Annotated in this window: 14 protein-coding genes and 1 riboswitch; of the genes, 1 reads left to right on the top strand and 13 read right to left on the bottom strand. The window is 41.9% G+C overall.

All coding sequences use genetic code 11. The features are described from left to right. Positions 1-643: 643 nt before the first annotated feature. The gene (locus H1A14_RS01830) at positions 644-4,060 is read right to left on the bottom strand and encodes a HEAT repeat domain-containing protein (protein WP_194774490.1); all 3,417 of its coding nucleotides are present in this window, start codon (positions 4,058-4,060) and stop codon (positions 644-646) included. A 281-nt stretch (positions 4,061-4,341) separates the two neighbouring features. On the opposite strand from H1A14_RS01830, the gene H1A14_RS01825 reads away from it, so the two are divergent. Continuing rightward, positions 4,342-5,460 (top strand): alanine racemase, encoded by a 1,119-nt coding sequence (locus H1A14_RS01825; protein WP_194774489.1) that lies wholly within the window; start codon positions 4,342-4,344, stop codon positions 5,458-5,460. Positions 5,461-5,476: 16 nt separating this feature from the next. Here H1A14_RS01825 and H1A14_RS01820 read toward each other — a convergent pair whose 3' ends face one another. From H1A14_RS01820 to H1A14_RS01765, 12 genes are all read right to left on the bottom strand, one after another. After that, positions 5,477-5,965, bottom strand: coding sequence for a hypothetical protein (locus H1A14_RS01820; RefSeq protein WP_194774488.1), 489 nt, complete (start codon positions 5,963-5,965; stop codon positions 5,477-5,479). A 10-nt stretch (positions 5,966-5,975) separates the two neighbouring features. Continuing rightward, positions 5,976-6,734, bottom strand: coding sequence for a DUF2490 domain-containing protein (locus H1A14_RS01815; RefSeq protein WP_228527493.1), 759 nt, complete (start codon positions 6,732-6,734; stop codon positions 5,976-5,978). An 85-nt stretch (positions 6,735-6,819) separates the two neighbouring features. Further along, on the bottom strand, positions 6,820-8,769 hold the full coding sequence (locus H1A14_RS01810; RefSeq protein WP_194774486.1) for a hypothetical protein: 1,950 nt from the start codon (positions 8,767-8,769) through the stop codon (positions 6,820-6,822). Between the two features lie 260 nt (positions 8,770-9,029). Beyond that, a complete protein-coding gene (locus tag H1A14_RS01805; RefSeq protein ID WP_228527491.1) occupies positions 9,030-9,833 on the bottom strand; it encodes a DUF2490 domain-containing protein in 804 nt (267 codons plus the stop codon). A 2-nt stretch (positions 9,834-9,835) separates the two neighbouring features. After that, positions 9,836-11,827, bottom strand: coding sequence for a hypothetical protein (locus H1A14_RS01800; RefSeq protein WP_194774485.1), 1,992 nt, complete (start codon positions 11,825-11,827; stop codon positions 9,836-9,838). A 3-nt stretch (positions 11,828-11,830) separates the two neighbouring features. Further along, on the bottom strand, positions 11,831-12,502 hold the full coding sequence (locus H1A14_RS01795) for an outer membrane beta-barrel protein (RefSeq protein ID WP_194774484.1): 672 nt from the start codon (positions 12,500-12,502) through the stop codon (positions 11,831-11,833). Between the two features lie 81 nt (positions 12,503-12,583). Further along, positions 12,584-13,972: an arginine decarboxylase gene (locus tag H1A14_RS01790; RefSeq protein WP_194774483.1), complete on the bottom strand. Its 1,389-nt coding sequence runs from the start codon at positions 13,970-13,972 to the stop codon at positions 12,584-12,586. A 129-nt stretch (positions 13,973-14,101) separates the two neighbouring features. Continuing rightward, positions 14,102-14,584: a hypothetical protein gene (locus H1A14_RS01785; protein ID WP_194774482.1), complete on the bottom strand. Its 483-nt coding sequence runs from the start codon at positions 14,582-14,584 to the stop codon at positions 14,102-14,104. Positions 14,585-14,691: 107 nt separating this feature from the next. Further along, a riboswitch (SAM riboswitch) is annotated at positions 14,692-14,801 on the bottom strand. A gap of 130 nt (positions 14,802-14,931) precedes the next feature. Beyond that, positions 14,932-15,345, bottom strand: coding sequence for an RrF2 family transcriptional regulator (locus H1A14_RS01780; protein WP_194774481.1), 414 nt, complete (start codon positions 15,343-15,345; stop codon positions 14,932-14,934). A gap of 72 nt (positions 15,346-15,417) precedes the next feature. Next, positions 15,418-16,287, bottom strand: a complete 870-nt coding sequence (locus H1A14_RS01775; RefSeq protein ID WP_194774480.1) for a sulfite exporter TauE/SafE family protein — start codon at positions 16,285-16,287, stop codon at positions 15,418-15,420. A 216-nt stretch (positions 16,288-16,503) separates the two neighbouring features. Continuing rightward, on the bottom strand, positions 16,504-19,059 hold the full coding sequence (locus H1A14_RS01770; protein ID WP_194774479.1) for a TonB-dependent receptor: 2,556 nt from the start codon (positions 19,057-19,059) through the stop codon (positions 16,504-16,506). Positions 19,060-19,440: 381 nt separating this feature from the next. Then, complete coding sequence (locus tag H1A14_RS01765) at positions 19,441-20,868, bottom strand: phytoene desaturase family protein (RefSeq protein ID WP_194774478.1); 1,428 nt, start codon at positions 20,866-20,868, stop codon at positions 19,441-19,443. Between the last annotated feature and the right edge of the window lie 26 nt (positions 20,869-20,894).

The raw sequence follows: 20,894 nt of genomic DNA, 5'->3' as shown, positions 1-20,894 counted from the left end.
TCCTCTGATATCCTGTTTTCCAGTTCTCCGTTTATCTATTCCCCAACTTTCAGCTTTGAGCTTCAGGCTTTGAGCTCTTTCTCCTTTCCTCTGATATCCTGTTTTCAGTTCTCTGTTTATCTATTCCCCAACTTTCAGCTTTGAGCTTCAGGCTTCGAGCTCTTTCTCCTTTCCTCTGATACCCTGTTTTCCAGTTCTCCGTTTATCTATTCCTCAACTTTCAGCTTTGAGCTTCAGGCTTTGAGCTCTTTCTCCTTTCTTCTGATACCCTGTTTTCCAGTTCTCAGTTTATCTATTCCTCAAATTTCAGCTTTGAGCTTCAGGCTTCGGGCTCTTTCTCCTTTCCTCTGATACCCTGTTTTCCAGTTCTCTGTTTATCTATCCCCCAACTTTCAGCTTTGAGCTTCAGGCTTCGAGCTTTTCTTCCTTTCCTCAAATATCCTGTTTTCCAGTTCTCCGTTTATCTATTCCTCAACTTTCAGCTTTGAGCTTCAGGCTTCGAGCTTTTCCTCCTTTCCTCTGATATCCTGTTTTTCAGTTCTCTGTTTATCTATTCCCCGGCTTTCAGCTTTCAGCTTAAGGCTTTGAGCTTTATTCAAAATCCGTAAATCCTAAATCGTAAGTCGTAAGTCGTAAGTTACTTTCACTCCTCCTTCAATGTCGCCAAAAAACTGACCAGGTCCCTGATTTCTCTTTTGGTAAGCAGTGGCTTCATGTCGGGCATACTGGAAGCGGCCATTTTTTGGGAGCTGATGTCCTTTTTGTGAACCAAAGTATCCGGTTGATTGCCCATTTTGATCAGCAGGGCATCCGCAGTCTCTTTCTCCAGGATGCCATTCAGATTTTTGCCGTTTTGCAGCTCCAGCATCACCATCCCGTACCCGGGGGCAATCCGCTTACTAGGAGCGATCAGGGACTCCAGTAATTCCTGTCTGCTCAGTTCAGCAGCAATGCCATTGAGTCTCGGCCCTGCATTGCCTCCCATGTCGTCATAGGCATGGCAGCGGATACACTGTCCTACCTGGGATTGAAAAAAGAGCGTGCGGCCTTTGATCACATTCCCCCCTTCCAGACTGGTCTGGTAAGCAGCCAATTCATCATCGCCAAAAAGTGTTTGCTCGGCCTGATTCAGTGTTGCCATCAGCAGGGTATCTCCGGTCGCCTCCACCGCCTCGGAAAGCTCCAGCAAAACCGGGGTGGGCATTTGGCCCGCGGCCATTTTATGGAGTAGGCCCGTCAAAGTCTCCTTGATGTCTTCTCTGGGAAGTTGGCCCAAGGTAACCAAGGCAGCTTGTTTTTCTTCCAAAGTGCGCTTTTCAATCACATCAGTCAATAAGGACACTTTGAGATCCGTGGCAATATCCAATTGCTGCAAAAGATCCAAACCAGCTACTCTGACTGCTTTTTCCCGGTCATTTAAGGCAATCTGAATGGCTTCAGAGGTGTTTTCAGCCTGCATCTGGGCTAGGGAACGGATGACTTCTGAACGCACTTCAGCTTCCCGGTCCATTTTCAGTAATGTCAATAAATCTTTTTCCCCTGTTTTCAGGTTCAACTCACCCATGGCCTTTACGGCACTGACCCGGATGGCAGGATCATTTTCTTTCAGAAGCTGAAGCATCGGGGCAAGTGCCGCCTCTCCGATCAGTGCACCCGGTCTGCTGACTTCCCCCCGGTATCGGCCATCCACTCGGTCCAATACGGAAGGCTGGGTCCAGGTACTCAGGGCGGCGATCGCTTCGTTTCTCAAATCAGCTGAAACACCCTTTTGCAACAGGTATTGGATCAGGTTGTTCATCGACTTTTCCGTTCCCAGGCGGAGGTTGGCACTGATGCTCCTTCTGATCAGGGCTTCATTCGTAAATGGCGTGGTCAACAGGACATCGGCTAGGGCTGGTAGCGCACCTTCGATGGAGAAATCATCATGGATGGCCCTTGCGGCTTCGGTGACAATGTACTCATTGGGATCCTGAAGGAAGGCAGAGATGCCCGCATGCTCCATTCTCCTCAGCGCCAAAACCGCTCCCATCCTGACCGCATCACTCGGATGATTGGCCAATGCCAATACGGGCTGGGCCTGACCGATCCTGGCCAAGGCAAGGCTTGCCGCATGCCGGACATAGGCATCTTCATCATTGTTGCGCTCCAAAAGCTGAATCAATGGCGCAACGGCAGGTGCATGGCTGATCCTGCCCAATGCCTCTGCCCCGAAAAAAGCGGTTCTCATATTGGCATCCTCCAGCAAGGGCAGCAAGGCATCCCCGGCAGGTGTATACCGGATATCCCCCAACCACTTGGCAGCCTGTGCCCTGATTTCGGGATCCTGATCTTTCAACAAAGGTACCAATGCCTCCGCATAATCTGATTTTTCCATTCTGGCCATTTGGCTGATGCCTACAATGGCATGGATTCGGGCAAGTTGGTTTTCCTGTTGATGGATCGTTTTTTCAAAAATCTCAAAGCCTTTTTCTTTTCTTTCGGCCAATTCAAACTGGCCTTTTCTTCTGACCCGCTGATCTTCATGGTATAGGAATTCTGAAAGTTTATTTTCATCTAATTTGCTTAGATTCTGGGTGAGCATCATCTGGGTGGACTTTCTCACCTCACTGTTTTTTCCATCGCGGTCATCAAGTTTCCATATCCTGCCATAATCCTTGGTCCTCCAGCCATTGATCCAGTCAGCCACATAAAGGGATCCGTCGGGACCAAAATCAAGGCCGGTAGGCAGCACACCTCCCAGAATTTTTTCTGTTGAAGCCAATTCAAAGCTTGCTCCTTTGGGTTCAAGTTTAAAGGCATGGATACCTGACTGTGCGGGATTGCCTACAAATTCCACCACAAAAAAATGGTCTTTCCACCTGGGGCTGAGGGCTGTTCCGGGGTTGTAAACCATGCCTGTGGGCCCGTTGACATAATTTTGGATGCAGGGGGTGATGTAAGCCGCCTGCCCCTCAAATCTCGGCAAATGCAAGCCTTCGTCCATCCATACTTTGTAGGTGTTGTTCAAAGGGTCCCGGTATTTGCCAAACTGCCAGTTGATCCGCCAGCCTGAATCAGATCCGTTGACCAAGTAGACCAGCCTTTCCCTTTCCCCGGCATGGTCGCCGTCATTGTCCACAGAGATGAGGTTATGGTAATCATCAAAGGTGAACTCATGGGTGTTTCTGACCCCCATGGCAAATACCTCAAAATCGCTTCCATCGGGATTGGCCCGCACCACGACACCCCGGTTGGGGTATTTCCATTCACGGCCGTCCGGCCCTACGCCATTGAAGCCTACGTCACCCACAGCCCAATAGATTCTGCCATCCGGACCTGTTTTCAAGCCTGACATACCATGGGCGCCAAAACCGATATGGATGACATAGCCATGGGAGATGGACGTCTTTTCATCCATCAGGCCGTCGCCGTTTTTATCTTTCAGGCGCCAAAGATCCGGTCCTACACCCACAAATAAGTCGTCTCCATGCTTCAACACCGCACCGGCCACATCGGTGACCTCCTCATGAAAGTCCTCCACCATGATCTGGGCAAAATCCGCCAAGCCGTCCCCATCTGTATCTTTGATGCGGTAAATCTGCTCCTTTTGTACCAGCAGATCCCTCCAGTCATGGGAACCGTCCTGATTGAGGTCTTTGAGCCATTGGTTTTGGTCACTTCTTTCCGGGGAAAGGGTTTCCCTTAAAAAAGCCCGCTTGTCTGCTATGGACTGTAGCTTGATGGAAGGGATCTCCCAATCCTGATGGCCACGGATGTCAAACTCCGAATTTTTCTGTCTATGTGTCCGGGAATAATATAAAATGCCCTCATCATCCACCTGAATGGAAATGGGGTCAAAAACCAGGGAATCCACAGCCCAAATGTCCAGCGTAAGCCCATCAGCCAACTCCGGATTGACCTGGGCCTGTATCTGTTGGGCTAAAGCCGAGACCTCTTCTCGGTCCATTTGTTTGATGCGGAGGTCCACAGGATCCTTTGGCGCACAGGCATTGAGCATAAAAATAAAAACGAGCGCCTTGAAAAAAGCCCTTCCAAGAGGAAACTTGTAAATATGATCCATTCTGTTAGGTATTTTAGGTTTGATCAATTAAACTGAAATATACTAAAAAATCGAAAGGAGGTAGATAAAATTTTGAAAGAGACCCAAATGGAGAAATCCTTCAGGAAGGATGCTGTTTGAGCCCACAAATTAAAATCAAGTGCCAAAAGAAAAAAACAATTAACTTAACCGGGTTTCTTTCCCTTAAACACCAAAAATTTACCCTCGCTCACTTTAAATACATTTTCCTTTTTAAATTGAGCTTAAAATAAAAATGACAACTAATTATTGCCCTCAAAACCATGAACCTGCCTTTTCCCATCACCAGCCCCACCTTATTGATCGATGAACAAATCTGCAGGGCCAATCTGAAAAGAATGGCGGACAAAGCCAAAAGAAACGGCCTAAGGCTGGTCCCTCACTTCAAGACCCCCCAATCCATCCAAATAGGGGAATGGGTCAAAGATTATGGGGTAAAGGAAATTACGGTTTCTTCTTTGAAAATGGCGGCTTACTTTGCAGAAAAAGGTTGGGAAAAGATCCATATCGCTTTTCCTTTCAATCCTTTGGAAATTCCTTCTCTACATGAACTGGCTAAAAAACAGCCCCTATCCATCCAATTGGTCAATGAGGAAACTACCTTGATGCTGGTAGAAAAGCTGGAGTACCCAATATCTTTTTTCATAGAAATAGATGCAGGATATGGACGTACAGGAGTCAAGGTTTCGGATTTTGGGAAAATTGAAGCCATGCTACGCCTAGCAAATTCATCCGACAAACTCAGATTCAGAGGTTTTTATATCCATGCCGGTCACAGTTACCATGCAGCTGTAGAAGGCTTACGAGTCATTCATGAGCAAAACAAAGCTGCTTTACAAATGCTCAAAGACAAATACCGGACAGAATTTCCGGAATTGATCACAAGGACCGGCGATACGCCAACTTGCTCCATGTTTGATGAATTCGGGGATATTGATGAAATCGGGCCCGGGAATTTTATGTTTTATGACCTCACTCAAGCACGCATCGGAAGCTGCCGGAAAAAGGACATTGCCATTGCCTTGGCCGTGCCGGTGGTAGACATACAGAAGGAAAGGGGAGAAATCCTGGTTCATGGCGGTGGGGTGCATCTCTCCAAAGACGTGCTGATAGGTCCCGATGGGGGGAGGTGTTATGGAGAAGTGGTCCATTTGGCCGAAAAAGGATGGGAAATAGCAGGGGATCCCTCTTTTCTGAAAAGCATATCCCAAGAACATGGCATCATCAAGGCCAATGATGAATTGATGAAAAAAGTCAAGGTGGGAGATGTGCTTGGAATTTTACCCATACATAGCTGCATGACCGCGGATTGTATGGGAGAATATTTTGATTTATCAGGTAATTCCTTGGATCATTTGAAAGGTAGGTATTTCCAATATTGACCGACTTCAATTGTTATTAATTGATAAAGTAAAGCAGGCCAATTTTAATCAAAAACTCACCGTTGTTTTGGGGTTGAAATTTGAATTCAGGGTTCAATCCCAATTCATCAATCAAGCGGATGATGACCCCGGTACCCACATTCACAGAACTTACTCTTAGCAGTGGATTCTCCGGATTGAACTCAAACCTTCTTCGGAAATATCCATAACCAACCAAACCATACCATTGAATATTTTCCTCAGTGAAATAGTACTTGGCATCAAGGTGCAGCATACTGGCTTTGCCGGTGGCAGGTGTGTATATGGAGAAATTGGGAGAGAAAGAGATTTTATCAAGCGGAAAATATTCTCCTGTCAGGTTATTGCCAAACAAAACATTATTCACTGTTGTAAATTCAGCAGCGTATTGTAACCTAAACTGACCCTGGTACTGGGCTTGAGCAGCGTTAAAGCCCAAGAACATCATGAAAAGTATGGAAACTAGTTTTAAATTTTTGGTTTTCATTTTCTTCAGTTTATAGGGATGGTAAACTTCTTGTAACCGGCAAACGCTTGTTTCTGAAATCAATGGTGTACATCACATTGAGTCTGATGATGTGTCTGTTTCTATAAGTGCCGGGTATAGCAGTTGGGCCATAAGTCCACATATGCCCGCCAAAAAACATAAAGTTATTGTACGTATAACCTATGGCTGTATATACCCTGTTTTCCTCCAGAATATTTACGATGTGTTTTCCGGTTTCAAAAAATATCTCATTGGATGGGGCCAGGAAAAAGGTTTTGTTTTCCATCCTAGGCTTGTTGATAGGGATGTATGCAGTGATTTTATACCGATAACGATCAGTATATAGGTATTCCGCACCAATTAAATTGTCTCTTTTCCATCTGTGCTCAAACCTGAACTGATGGAGTATTTTGACACTTCCAATACCTTGAGTCAAAAGCCATTGGTGCCATATCCTAGGTTCCAGAGTTGAATTAACATAATCAGGGTTGTCAGGATTTGGAGTAAAATTCCAAACCAAGGTAGGTCCTACAGTTACCTCAAATTGGTCCGTGAAAAGAAAGGTAAATCCAAATCGATTGTAAATCTGACTCATTCTTCCGACGAAATCACTCCGGTTATTTATTCCATTTCTCCTCCTGTAATGATTCTCCTGGTACCAGAATACCCTGTCTGAAAGTCTTAATTTTAGATAAAGACCATTCCAGGATTCTGTAGTTGGGGCAAGGTTAGTTCTTTCAGTCGGAATAAAGGGTTCTTCTTGAGCCATTGCGTTCCAAATCGATACTATGAAAAAGAACAGTAATATACCTGCTCTTTTTATTAATTTACACAAATTCATAAATCTAAATACTTTACAAATCAAAAAGCGACTCTACCTTATCCGGAGAAACCCTTCCTCTAAGCCTTCTTTCTAAACGTCTTGTATCTTCTGTTCTTAATTCGATCATCCTTTCATCCAGTTTTTCAAGTTTCCTAACCCATTCTTTGATTTGGGTATAGTCGTTTTCATTTCTCAATTGATCTACATAGTAGCCAAATAATACTTCAGCTCCATTAATATAAATCCGTTCTTTGGTCCTCTGATCGTAACGGGTATAAGTGAATGGATTAAAGGTCTCTTCTTGATATAAATCATCCAGATCTTCATTGTTTGGATAAATGGCACCTATTCTTTCATGTAATCTTTCCATCTCATTGAGCAAATCCAACATCTTTTCAGCAGCAGGTAACCTATCAGCATACCCTTCTTTTTGCGCATAGTTTTCACTCAATCGATTAAATTCATTGTTAAGGATATTTTGGTAAAGGCTCCTCATCATCGCCACTTCCTCTGTCCTATTGGATTGATAATTTACGTACAAGGAATCAACACTGGCTTTTTTGCCGGCAATTCCGGCTTCAAGTTCCTGCAATTGTTCATCCTGTTCTATCAAAGAAACCTGAGATTCCACGTAGGTTCCTATTTGATCGACATAGGCCTTGTTCATCTGAAGATAAGCATACACTATTTCAAAGAGTCCTTTTTCGTCACCCATTTCATAGGTTAGAATTCTTTCCAACTCCTCCCCACCATACTCATATTGTATGGCATCGGTAGGTGTGATGAATTCCAGACCTTCTCTGATATAGTATTCTGTATCGATGTATTCTGCTTCTCCTGTTTTGAAAATATCCAACAACTCCTCCAATTGGTCGAGTTTTTCATCATAGTACTGAAAAAACTGATAGGCAAAAGCCAAAGAATCAGTTTTGCCGCGGTTTAGGTACAGCGCATTTTTTGTGGCATAAAACTCTACTTTATCTTCAAGTTCCCCGAAGAAATCAGGAAGTTCAGCAACTATTCTTTCTTCTTCTTTGGTGAGGTCATGTTTAAACCTTTTGGTATTGAAAGGATATTTGATAATTTCTCCATCGGAATTGATGTAATCATTTTCAAATCGGAGGATTTTTTTGGTGAATTCGACCATCATTTCATTACCGTCCACTTGGGCTTGGTATTCTTGAAAGCTTTGTTTGAACCCATCATTGAAAACAAAACTGAAGGTCTTGTCAGCAACCTCAAAACCTTCATTTTGGTTGTTGTTGATCAAGTTCAACTTATCTATCGTTGGAAAATAAACCAACTCCTCAATCAAATCGCCATTGCCAAGGTCTCTTTTCACCAATCCCAAAAGGTAACCCATTTCATAGTTCCGAACCTCACTGATTAGTTTATCATCCTTTTCATACACGAAAGTCCATTCCCCTACCATGATCCCGTCCTCATCCACCTCTCCTATGATGTAATGGGTGTTGGCCTCTTCATAGGTTTTGTACTGGAATTTGCCTATGATTTTCCCCTCGTCGAACTGAACCTCTGTTGCACTAGCTTTTGCCTCAAGCCTTTTCCTAGTAAATACATTTTCTTTGTAATCCCATAATCCGTGCGGCAATCCTCGTTCATAATGTGCCGTCAGGTTGGCTTCTTCACTTTCCAAATCAGTGACCACTTCAAAATCGACTACATCTTCCAAAAAAACTTTATGTTTTTCGACATCATATACCCATCTGCCTGTTTTAATGTCATTGGAATACCTACCCTTGATCTCAGTTCTGTAGATGGTGGTTTGGTCTACCGAATCAACATACTTTCTAAAAAATTCAAAAAATCCATCTTTAATCAATTTGTCATCCTGTCCTCTTCTAAACTGAAATTCAGCATCCCCCTCTTCCCCATTGAACACGTATTTTCCCTTATATGTTGTTTGGCTAATACATACTAATGGGAGAAAAAAAACAATTACAAAGTATAATTTTTTCATACTTAAGCAGAAAATTTTTAGGAGATTTTATAGATAAAGCAAATTTAAAATTACTTATTGGTTTTGACACCACTAATCCCGCTTTTTTGAAAAAATGACTTAATTTTCTTAGAAAAATTTAAATTAAATAAACGTTTTAAAAGAATAATCCCAAAAAAATTGAATTAATTAAACTAATAATACTATAGTATAATTTTATAATGTTATTTATGAAGGAGGATAAGGCATTTTATTTTACAAATTAACCTTTGTGTTTTAAATTAAAAACTATAATTATACCTTCTTTTGTTCCGACTTAAAATATCCATAAACAAATAGAACATTGGCCCTCGGGATAAATCTATTTCCCTGTTGTTGCCTCTGGTATTGAATTGGACAATGTAACCCAATTCAATCCTTGTCCATTCCCAGAACCGGTAACCTAATCCGATATAATTTCTGTTTTGGGAAAAATAATTGGTTCCATAATCTCTACCAAACTCAATATGGGCTTCAGAATATTGAGAGATGTAATAGGTATTATTGGTGTAAAAATAGTCTGTATTAATAGGTATCCGAGTTCTGATCCTGTACCTAAAACGAAAATTATGGTTGGGACCATTTTCATTGTCGATGCCCCTCCATCGGGATTCAAACCTAAGCCTGTGCGTAAAATTAACTCTGCCATAATAGACATAATTATTGATTTGGAGCGTAGTTCTTACCTCTCTTTCAAATGGCCGATCGAGATCTGTTTCCAAGGGATATCTGGGTGCCGAATAAAACACCCCTATCGGATTCAAACTTACCCTTGTTAATTTGGTAAACTGATAAGCAATCCATGGTCTGATACTCACTCTTAATGGTGCATCCCAAATATCATTTTCTCCCAATTGACTCTGTCTTCGATACACAACATCTGCTTCCCATGCCCATTTGGTCGTATCATTGAAAAAATCGGAAATATAGTATTTGGTATACATGATACGGTTATCCAAAAACTCCCTATCACTTTGAGCATGGAGTTCTTCAAAACAACAAATCATTATGCTTGACAAAATAAAAATGAAAATGAATGCTTTCATGTTTACAGGTTCAATAATCTTGCAATTCTAGTTGGGACATTTTCTCTTCTTAAGGCCCGATCGAGCCGTTGAACTTCTTGTTCATCACTTCTTGAAGAAAGATCTAACAATCTCGAATTCAAAATTCCAAACCTATTAAATCTTCTTTTTATTTCCTCGCAGCTTCTGGATCCGAACATTCTATCCAAATAATGTTCATACAATCTTACGGCACCCTTTTGGTAAATAGCTGGAAGAATTTTAGTTTCTATATCCCGTTCAAAGAAAGGGTTGGGACTATACCTCGTGAATTTTCTATCCAGTTCATCCGGCATATTTTCAATTTCTTTGATATTGTTCAAATTGTCCTCAAAAAACTCCAATACACATACTATCTCTTCGCCTAAGCTGACTTTAGTGTCAAAATTTTCCTCATCCAAATATTCAGCCTGTAGATCCTGAATCAGATTATTGGTGATGATCCTATACAATCGATAATCCAAAGGCATGTCCTCAATTTTTTTTCCCTCAGGAATGATACTGAAATAAGAGTAAAGTGCATCTGTTTTGGCTTTCTTTTGAACAATTTGTAAATCCAAGGTATCAATGGTAGCCTGTTGGTCAAATATTCTGATTTCTTTACTGAGGTAGGACAACATGTCGTCAGTTTTAGCCTGAAGGGTTTTGGTGTAGACCACCATCTGTTCCAATAAGGCATCAGGAGAATCTATAAAGACACCTATGTCAAAAGGTGCTTCAACTTCTCCTCCATTGCTTTCATAGATAAAGTTTCTCTGCCTATTTAAACCGGGGATCCCATTTGGAAAATAATTCGGTCTGTAAAGAAAATCAAAATAGCCCTCCTTCATCAAATCCACCACGTCGATCAGCCTATCTACATTTCTTCTGGATTGGTCGATAAAACCGAAAATGTAATCCAAGGAATCTATCCTTTGCCTGTTCAGTATGATCCTTGGATTGGATAAAAAATCATTGTATTCCTCTACCATGGAATTCAAGACCGGCTGCAATACATTGGTCAGACTATCGTCAGTTTCTGGATAGACGAATTTGAACCTTCTGGTAAAGTTGTAGATGGGTGGTTTACTCTCTAAGGTATCGGTTCTATCCGAATACCGCTCAAATCTGCTGATCAAATCAAACAAAATCGAATTCCCGTTTTTTTGTGTAGTCAATTTTGGGTCTTCTTCATTGTATCCATTTTGAAACAGTATGCCAAACCCCTCCTCACTAATTGTAAAGTCAATACCCTCAAATTTTCCGTTTTTCTTTTCCAACTGATCCATCACATCATCATAAATCAGCTCTTCAAGCAACACATTGTCCTCTTGGGAATACTTAATGATTTTCAGCAAAAACCCATCGCTATATTCTCTGATTTCTTTAATTGCATGGCCATCCTCGATATATTCGAAGGTAATCTGCCCCTCTAAAAATCCTTCCTCATTCAAATCTCCAGTAACCTTGCCTGTGCCTGAAAAACTATCAAAACCAAAATTTCCGACAGCAAGACCCTGATCAAAAGAAAGAAAGCATTCTCTTTGTTCATTTAACCTTCTATTGCTTTCTATTTTCCTATTTTCAACGAACCATAAACCATTCGCTAAACCTTCGTTAAAATTGAACTTGGTGGAACTTTCAAAACCATTGATTTCGTAAGAAAGAGTTACATTTCTCAATAAATTCAATTTTTCAATTTCCAGTTGAAGTTCCAGCAGCTTATAATCCCAAACGCCATCGAATTTACCGTTTCTGAAACGGCCATCTACGCTCAGTTGGTTTATTTCACCTGTAAATGCCTCTGTGATTAATCTAGATTCAAAAGTGTAAAAGCCATTTTTTATTTTAACGGTATCATCAAAAACAAATTCATAGTGTTCGTCACCTATATATTTTCCCAAATACACGGTACTTCCTTGGTATACTTCTGTAGCTTGGCCAAGAACAGCAGTACTTGTGATAATTAATCCCCATATGGAAAACCAAAATTTCATTGTTCAATATTTTCTATATCTTCTAAATATAAAATAACCCATTTCTATGGAAAATGCACTGTAAGCACCCTGCTCTTGACTGTAAAAATTGTTAGCACCTACATATCCTCGGAGCCTACCATAAAAATCCCCAACTTCTCCACTCAAACCGAAGGTCATTCCAAAATCAAAATTTTTAAACTGAGAGGGAATGTAATAGAACATTTCAGGATCATTGAGAACATAAGGTTTAGATTGTCTTGTTCCAAGCCGGGAACTAAATTGTGCACCCAATAAAAGCCTCAAATCAATAGACCTTAACTCAGGTAAACTAAAAGAAACGTAAATGGGTAAATCCAAGAAATAACTTTCAAACAATATATCTTGTGGATTATGAATAAAATTTCTATTTGAGAAATGAATCCCGTAATCAAAAAATGTAATATTTCCCAGTGGTAGAAATCCTTCAACACCAATTTGGTAGCCTGATGCAAAACTAAGGTCTTTAAATTCATTGCTGAAATGAATTCCTCCCCTATTTAACCCCACTATTAACATCAGGTCATCCATAAAGTAAGGAAGATTATTCCAATTCTTTACTTTTATTTCATCCTTTACAGTTAATGTATCCGTTTGAGAAAAAGCATTTTGTACAATAATCAGGAATGAAAATATTGTTAGAAAATAATTTTTCACCTTAAGCAAATTAATTTTACAAAAGAATACTGTTCACATTAAAGTAAATCTATTGATTGATATATATAAAGTATCAAATTTTCAATACCCCAAAGTCTTCATCATACTTTCACTGCTTTGCTCCGGTGCAAAGAGCCAGTGCTTGATCGAGCCGTCGGTTTCCCGGTCTATGATGACATGTTTGGGTGCAGGGATCAGACAGTGCTGAATGCCTCCATAGCCCCCTAGCGACTCCTGATAGGCTCCAGTGTGGAAAAATCCCACATATTGGGTACGCCCTTTTTCAATTTTGGGGAGATAGATGTTGAATTGATGGGCTTCAGAATTGTAATAATCCATGCTGTCACAGGTAAGCCCTCCCAGCGATATGTTATGGTATTCTTCATCCCAGCGGTTGATTGCCAGCATGATATACTTTTGATTCAGACCCCAGCTGTCGGGCAATTGGGTGATAAAACTCCCATCTATCATGTACCATAGTTCTTTATCATTCTGCAATTTCTCGTCCAAAATGGAATAAAGGACCGCACCGCTTTCACCTACGGTATAACTGCCAAATTCGGTAAAGATATGGGGCTCATCGGTATGGTTCTTGGCACACATCCATTTGATGTTCTTCACGATCTGATCCGCCATGTACTGATAGTCATAATCGAAGAATACATTGGTCTTGATGGGCCAACCACCGCCGATATCCATGGTATCCAATTCGGGACAGACTTTTTTCAGGTCCACATACTTTTGGATAAATCGGGTCAGTTCTGACCAATAATATGCCGTATCTCTAATGCCTGAATTGATAAAAAAATGCAGCATTTTTAGGCTCACCTTGGGGTTGCCTTTGATTTTTTCTTCATAAAGCTTGATGATGTCATTGTACCGCACGCCCAGTCTTGAGGTATAAAAACCAAACTTGGGCTCTTCGTCTGCCGCGATCCTGATGCCTACCTGAAAGGGCACCTTGACATGCTCTAGGTAATAATCGATTTCGGCCAGGTTGTCCAAAATCGGAATGCAATTGACAAATCCGTCATTGAGCAGTTCTGTAATGTAGCGTTTGTAGAGTTCCCGTTTGAAACCATTGCAGACGATGTAGGTTTCTTTGCTGATTTTACCTTTTTCATACAAGCTTCTCACCAGAGGAATGTCAAAGGTGGAAGAGGTCTCAATATGGATGTCATTTTTCAATGCTTCATCCAAGACAAAGCTGAAATGGGAGGACTTGGTACAATAGCAATAGGTATACTTGCCCTTGTAATCATGGGTCTGCATCGCATTGTTGAAATAAGTCTTGGCATTTTGGATGCTTTCCGAAATTTTGGGTAGATAGGTCAGCTTTAGCGGTGTGCCATAAGTCTTGATGATCTCCATTAGATTCACCCCGTTAAAAAACAGCTCATTCTTTTCGACATGAAATTCTTTGGTCGGAAAATCAAACGTCTGTTGGATCAGATCCTGGTATTTGTTCATTGCGATGCCTGCATTAGAAATGGAAAAACCAATGCAAAAATTGCTTTTATTATTGGGAAATCAAATGAAAGAGGGATAAAATCCCCATAGACTCTATCCCTCTCGACATGCGAATTAAACGCAAAACTTTTAGCTGGCAAGCAGTTCTTTTTGCAATAAAGCCTCTTCGTTTCGGAATTTCTCCTGATTGATGATGATTTTTTTCAGCAAGGACTTGAACCTTTGTTCTCCCTCCACCAATGAAAAAATTCCAGATAAATATGTTCTTACTACTTGGGCATCTGACTCATAGTATTTTACCACAAATTGATCCTTCTCTTTGATTTCTTCCAATATGACTCCCTTGGGTTTTCCAAGACTAAACAAGCCGCGGAACAACCCTTTCAATTCCTTGGAAGCATCGCTCAGCTCAAAATAAATGACTTTGAAGATTTTATTGGATTCCGGGAAATTCGGGAAATCAAATGCTGTGTTTTCTATGACTGTAACTTGGGCACTTTCCAACAAATAATCCAGAACTACAGGCTGAGGATTTTCGCTGGTTTTTCTGCTGACTTTCTGAAATGAAAAAATTCGCTCAGATGATGAAGGGTAACTTGATAATGATGACATGGCATTGAAATTTAAATGTTTAAAATTGGTTTAAAAATCCCTGTATTTCTCTGAATTACAACAAGGTAGGTTTCGGATGGAGGTTCGATTTTGAATCATTTTAGCCGTATTTATAGTTCCTTTATAGATTTAGGCGGGATGTAGCACCGTACTGTAACTTTTCAGTGGGTTGCTATAGGTTCGTGGAGCCCGTTCTCTCCCCTATTCTTTATAAACCGGTTATTTTCCATTGGACCATAACCAATTATGCTTCAAATGTAAGGAGTGGATTTTTATTATCCTAATTTCCCTATAATATTTATAGGGTTTTCTGAAAAAAAATTCTTGTTGCCCAAAAAAACGATCTTCTACTTCATTTCAGCGAGGTCTACGACAGACTTTTCCAATATGGGGAGCATTTCGTTGCGCAAGCCAGCAAAAAATTTTCGAATCCTACAGGTTTCTTCATCTGTACATTCTTGACAAGACTCATAGAACCGCTCTGAAACACAGGGAATCAAGGCAATGGGGCCATCTATGACCCGCATGATGTGGGCGATGGAGATATCATGCGGATCTTTGCCCAGAGAATAGCCCCCTTCTGCTCCCCTAAGACTTTTGACGATTTGATGGGTTTTCAATTCTCGAAGGATATTTTCCAGAAACTTATAAGGTATGTTTTCCTTTTCGGAAATGATTTTAGCAGAAATCGGCTTGCCTTGATAGTTCTCATACAGGTACAGAATGGTCTTGATGGCGTACTTTGTTCTTTTGGATAACATACAGATCTTTAAATTTCATTTCGAAAGTACAAAAACCTAGCATGCCAACCAGCTATTTCTAAAATTTTACACCTAAAGTGTAAGATAAAATGTCCGAATACTCAAGCCTATAATCAAAAGACCAACCATCACCAGAAGAATTCTTGGGTTTAGTTTTTTGCAGATGATGGCTGCAAAAGGGGCCGCTACAATCCCTCCCAAAATCAAACCCATAACCGGAGCCAAACTCAATTCCTTAATAAAAAACAAAAAAGTGGAAGCACTGGCCAAAGAAACAAAGATTTCTACAAAATTTCCAGTACCTATGGCAAACCTAGGGATTTGCCCTCTGCCCATCAACGTGGAATTGACGATGGGACCCCAGCCTCCTCCGCCGATGGCATCAGCAAAACCCCCGACTCCCGCAAGGTAGGGAAGCGATTTGGCTTCACTGTCAAACTCTCTTTCATTCTTTTTGAAAACCTTACTCAATATGATCAACCCCATGACAAAAAGGTAGGCAGCAATAAACGGTTTGATGACATTGCCATCAATGTTTGACAAAAAATACGCGCCAGTTACCGCCCCTATAACACCAGGAATCATTAACCGTTTGGCCAAGTCCCACTTTACATTACCCAGCTTTAAATGAGAAAAGCCTGAAGCCAAGCTGGTAAAAACCTGAGCAAAATGAACCCATGCACTGGCCATTGCAGGTGGAATACCTATGCCCAAAAGTATAGAATTGGAGCTCACTCCGTAGGCCATACCTAAAGCCCCATCGATGGTCTGCGCCACAAAGCCTACCAGTAAAAACCAAAAAAACATTTCATAATCCAAGTTTTCAAAGGAAACAATGTTTGAAAAAGATTTGATGGTAATCAGCACCAAAAGAATCGTGCTCACCCCAAAAAATACCAACCAAAATGGTTCCTCTTTAAGCCTCAACATCGTTTTTTCCATGTTTTCGATTCTTCTTGAACTTAGATTTTTTCAAAAGTATGGTCAAAAAACTTAATATCCAACAAATCCTATTGATATTGTAGGATATTTACGTATCCTTATGGTCAGCTTCCCAAATAAATGTTCCATTCTATAAAAATCAAAAAGGGCCTACTTTCTTTTAAATAAACCCCTTTTGATAAATGAAAGAAATACTCCTCTTTTGATTGTCAGACATTAAGGATTTGATTGGAAATTGATCCTTAAGGTGATCCCTATAGTCCTCGGATCTCCAAGTACCCCTGCATAATGACCTGAATTGCCGGCACCTGGAAGAAGCAGTTCATAATAATCTTTATTCAGGATATTTCTACCCCAAATGAATACCGAAAAACCCGCATCCGTTCTGAAACCCAATCTGGCATTGGCCAAGCCATATCCATCGATATTCAAAAATTGAGAAGGAGAGGGACTGGAAGAAAACTCTGACCTGAAGAATGAATCGATGGCCAAGAAGGTTTTTCCTGATTTGCCCAAGAAATTGGCGTTTTTGGAATATTCCGCACTAAATGAACCCGCCCATTTGGAAATACCCGGAAGTCTTCCCCCTGAAATGTCCTTGAAGGATTCTCCGCCCACTTCTTCCAGAGGTACTGGGGCATTGGTGAAAGAAACATAAATCCCTTCTGTATAGGCCAATGCACTGGAAATCGAAAAGTTTCTGCTAAGCTTGTAATTAAGGTCGACCTCCACTCCCTGAACACGAACCTGTTCAGCATTCGCCAAGTAGCCTCTGTTTACCCCCAGGTCTGGGGTTTGGACCAATGTCTGGAAATTATTGATGTTGGTATGGTGGTAGACTAGGTTCAGGGTAGATCTGGTATTGGGATTGGTTTTCACACCTAACTCATAATGGGTCACATATTCCGGTTCTACCCTGGCCAGTTCAATCATGGTTTCTCCCTGTTCTCTGGGTAAACCTCCCAGATTGATACCTACTGGCTTGAAGCTGGCAGAATAGGTAGCAAACGTATTGATCTTTTCGTTGATTTGGTAAGCCAGGGTCAATTGACCGGAAAAATTGGATTCATCCACCTCAGCATCAAATGCCTGATTGTTATAAACTGAATTTTTCAAAGCAATCAGTTCAGGATCATCGGTTTCCAAGCCTCCATAGGTTTCTCTGTCAAAATTCACCTTTTTGGTGTCATAATTATATCGAAGTCCTGGTAAGATTCTGAATTTCTCAGTCACCGCCCAGTCCAATTGGCCAAAAACAGCGCCACTGAAGCTTTGGAGTCTATTGGTGGTGCGTATTCCATAACCTTCCAATAACCCAGGGGTCTGCCACAATGGATTTTGGTTGTTTTGTGCAAAACGCCATTGGTGAATCCCGGATTCCTCTGTGTGGTAAGGGGTGGATTTCAAATCCTGTCCAAGTATAAATACCCCAACTACCCCATTCAGCTTGGAGGAAAAATCACCGGCATATCGGAATTCCTGCGACCATTGATCGTGTCGGGATGGGGCTTGGGAAAGTGAAAGCACCTGAAGTCCAGTAAAATCCCTGTCGTTGGACGGTCCCCATTTCCAATATCGCCAAGCTGATGTGGAAGTAAAAGTTCCTTGCCCTACTTGCGCATCCACATTGACTGACAAGCCTCCTAAGTCATTGTCGGATCTCCATGGTGTATCATGGTCAATCAGCCGATCAAACGCATTATTGGATGGCAAGGTATAATCAAGGTCAGCAATGATCTGATTGAATTGTCTAAATGGCGCCCTTCTGGTTTCCACCACCCCGGCAACTACCTGCGCGAAACCTGTCGGCCTTTGCTGAGAAATATCTCCTGCCACAAGCACCTCTACCTTATCGCTGGGCAAATAAAGAAGCTGACCTCTGAAACCAATGTTATTCAGATCGTTTTCTCCTCTTTGGGTGACCACGTTCGTCAACACACCATCCCTTTGGGTTCCGGAAAAAGACAACCTTGCGGCAAGTTTATTATTTAAGGGACCTGTGATTGAGCCTTTGGCTTGGATAAATCCAAAATTGCCATAGCTGTTTTCAAACGCCACGCCTGGTGTGAATTGGGGTCTTCTCGTGGTAATGTTAAAGGCTCCTGCAGTGGTGTTCTTTCCAAACAGGGTTCCTTGTGGTCCCCTTAATACCTCCACTTGGTCAATATCGATAAAGTCCAAAGTAGTAGCCGCAGGTCGAGCAAAATAGACCCCATCCACATAAAAGCCCACACCTGGGTCAATGCCATCATTGGTCAAGCCAAAAGTAGAACCCAAGCCTCTGATATTCAGGGTGGTATTTCGAGGATTGGATGAATACAGCTGTACAGTTGGCACTAATTCCTTGAGCCTGTTGACATTGAATGCCCCAGCATCCTCAATTTTTGCCCCACTGACCACAGAGATAGGGATGGGTACCGATTGAATCTCTTCCTGTCTCCTTCGGGCAGTAATGACCACCTCCACCAGCAGATCTTCTTCTTTAAGAGAAACCTCCACTGGCTGTGCAGGAATTTGGTCAAATTTCAATTCCTTGGATTCTAAGCCAACAAAACTAATGGCAAGTGTTAATGGGGGTTGCTTTATTACCTGCAAAGAAAAATTGCCGTCTCCATCAGAAATGGCGTAGGCGTTGGTTCCCTTGATAACAACCGTGGCACCTGATACAGGTAAACCCAGGTTATCCTTTACAGAACCTCTGATTGTTTCTTGGGAAAAGCCCCGGCTGGTGAAAATCAAAGCCAGAATGATGGTCACATAGAAGTTTTTCATAAGATTTTTTTAATAATTGGTGGTTTGTATTTCCCGAAATTATAATTGATCATTCTATTCCTACCAGTTTAATATGATTTAATCGGAAAAAAAATCCAATTCACTGAAAAACCGGTTTTGTTGGAGTAAATTTAAAAACAAATTACTTATTTCCTATATTTCCTATGTTTTTGATAGGATTTATTTTTCGTTAAAATATTCAATGTTTAAAACGTCTTTCAAAGTAAAGTTTTTCCAGAGATGGTAAGGTGATTTTTTCCTGAATTTGTCAGGGGGTCTCAAAAGGAAATGTGACTATATGCAGACACTTTCCCATGTAAACACAGAAGGGAACTTTCAGAAGCCATGTTAAATATTTTGTATGGGATAGCATGCCTAAGTTTAAATAAAAAAATCCTTGATTACCCTTTCCGCAGCATAGAACCCACACATGCCATGCACACCGCCCCCGGGAGGAGTTGAGGAAGAACAGAGGTAAATGCCTTTGGCGGAAGTTCGGTAAGGAGACATTCGCAGGGCAGGCCTTGTATATAGCTGCCCAAGATCCAATACTCCCCCATTGATGTCCCCGCCAATATAGTTGGGATTGTAGGCTTGCATCTCCTGGGCATTGAAGGTACTTTTGGCCAGAATCAAATCCTTGAAGCCCGGCGCATACCTTTCCACCTGATTTTCGATGGCCTCCGTCATGTCTCGGGTGGAGCCATTGGGTACATGGCAATAGGCCCAGGCAGTATGCTGGCCTTTCGGGGCGCGAGTAGGATCGAAAAGGCTTTGCTGGGCCAATAAAACATAGGGTTTTTCGGGATGCTTTCCCTGCCAGGTTTGGGCTTCGGCATCGGCAATATCCTGCAATTTTCCACCCAAGTGAACCGTTCCGGCTTTTCTGGTTTCCATATTGAGAAATGGAATCGGCGCCTTCAAAGCCCAATCCATTTTAAAAACACCCATGCCATAGCGGTATCTGTTGAGCTGCCACTTGTAAAGTCGCGAGAATTGATCCCCGGCTATGTCCATCAGCTGCCTGGGAGTAAGGTCGAAAACCACTGCTTTATGGGTCGGTAGCTGATCCATTTTGCTGATAAATTGACCGGTTTGAACTTCCCCTCCCAAATTTTTGAAATGATCCAACAAGGCATTGGCCAGGGATTGGGAACCGCCTTTGGGAATGGGCCAACCTTTGTGGTGGCCTGACGACATCAAGACGAGGGCAATGGCAGCAGTGGTCATTTTATTCAAGGGCATCATGCCATGGGCCGCCATTCCTGCCCATAATCCCTTGGCTTTTTCAGTTTGAAAGACCGATTTTCCCAGTCCTTCTGCAGACCTCAGGGCTTTCAGGCCAAATTTTGCCAACAAGATGGGGTGATTGGGGATTTTAAGCGGGGCCAAAAAATCCCCCAACAACTTTTCCCAATCCTCCACCATAGGTCCAAATGTATTCAGGTATGCTTCCTTGTCCTTACCCAATCTGTTGGCGGTATCTTGGAGTGATGTCAGTAAAAGCGCAGCTTCTCCCTCCTCCAATGGGTGTGAAGCCAAAATCGGTGGGTGTATCCATTCAAGCCCTAATTTTTCCAAGGGAAGCTTTTTAAAAAACGGAGAAGATACCGCCAAGGGATGGATGGCCGAGCAAATGTCATGGGCAAAACCCGGTAAGGTAAGTTCAAGGGTCCTCATGCCCCCTCCTATGGTCGGCTTACCTTCCATCAAAAGCACCCCAAGCCCCTGCTGCTGCAGCCGGATGGCTGCTGCCAGGCCATTGGGCCCCGAACCCACTACTACCGCGTCATACTTTTTATTGGCCAAGGTTTTCTTTATTTAATCTTTCAAAC

This window comes from Pararhodonellum marinum (assembly GCF_015354735.1).
In the GTDB taxonomy this organism is placed as follows: domain Bacteria; phylum Bacteroidota; class Bacteroidia; order Cytophagales; family Cyclobacteriaceae; genus Pararhodonellum; species Pararhodonellum marinum.
Note: the sequence above shows the minus strand (reverse complement) of the source record. Positions and strands in the feature narration are given on the sequence as shown.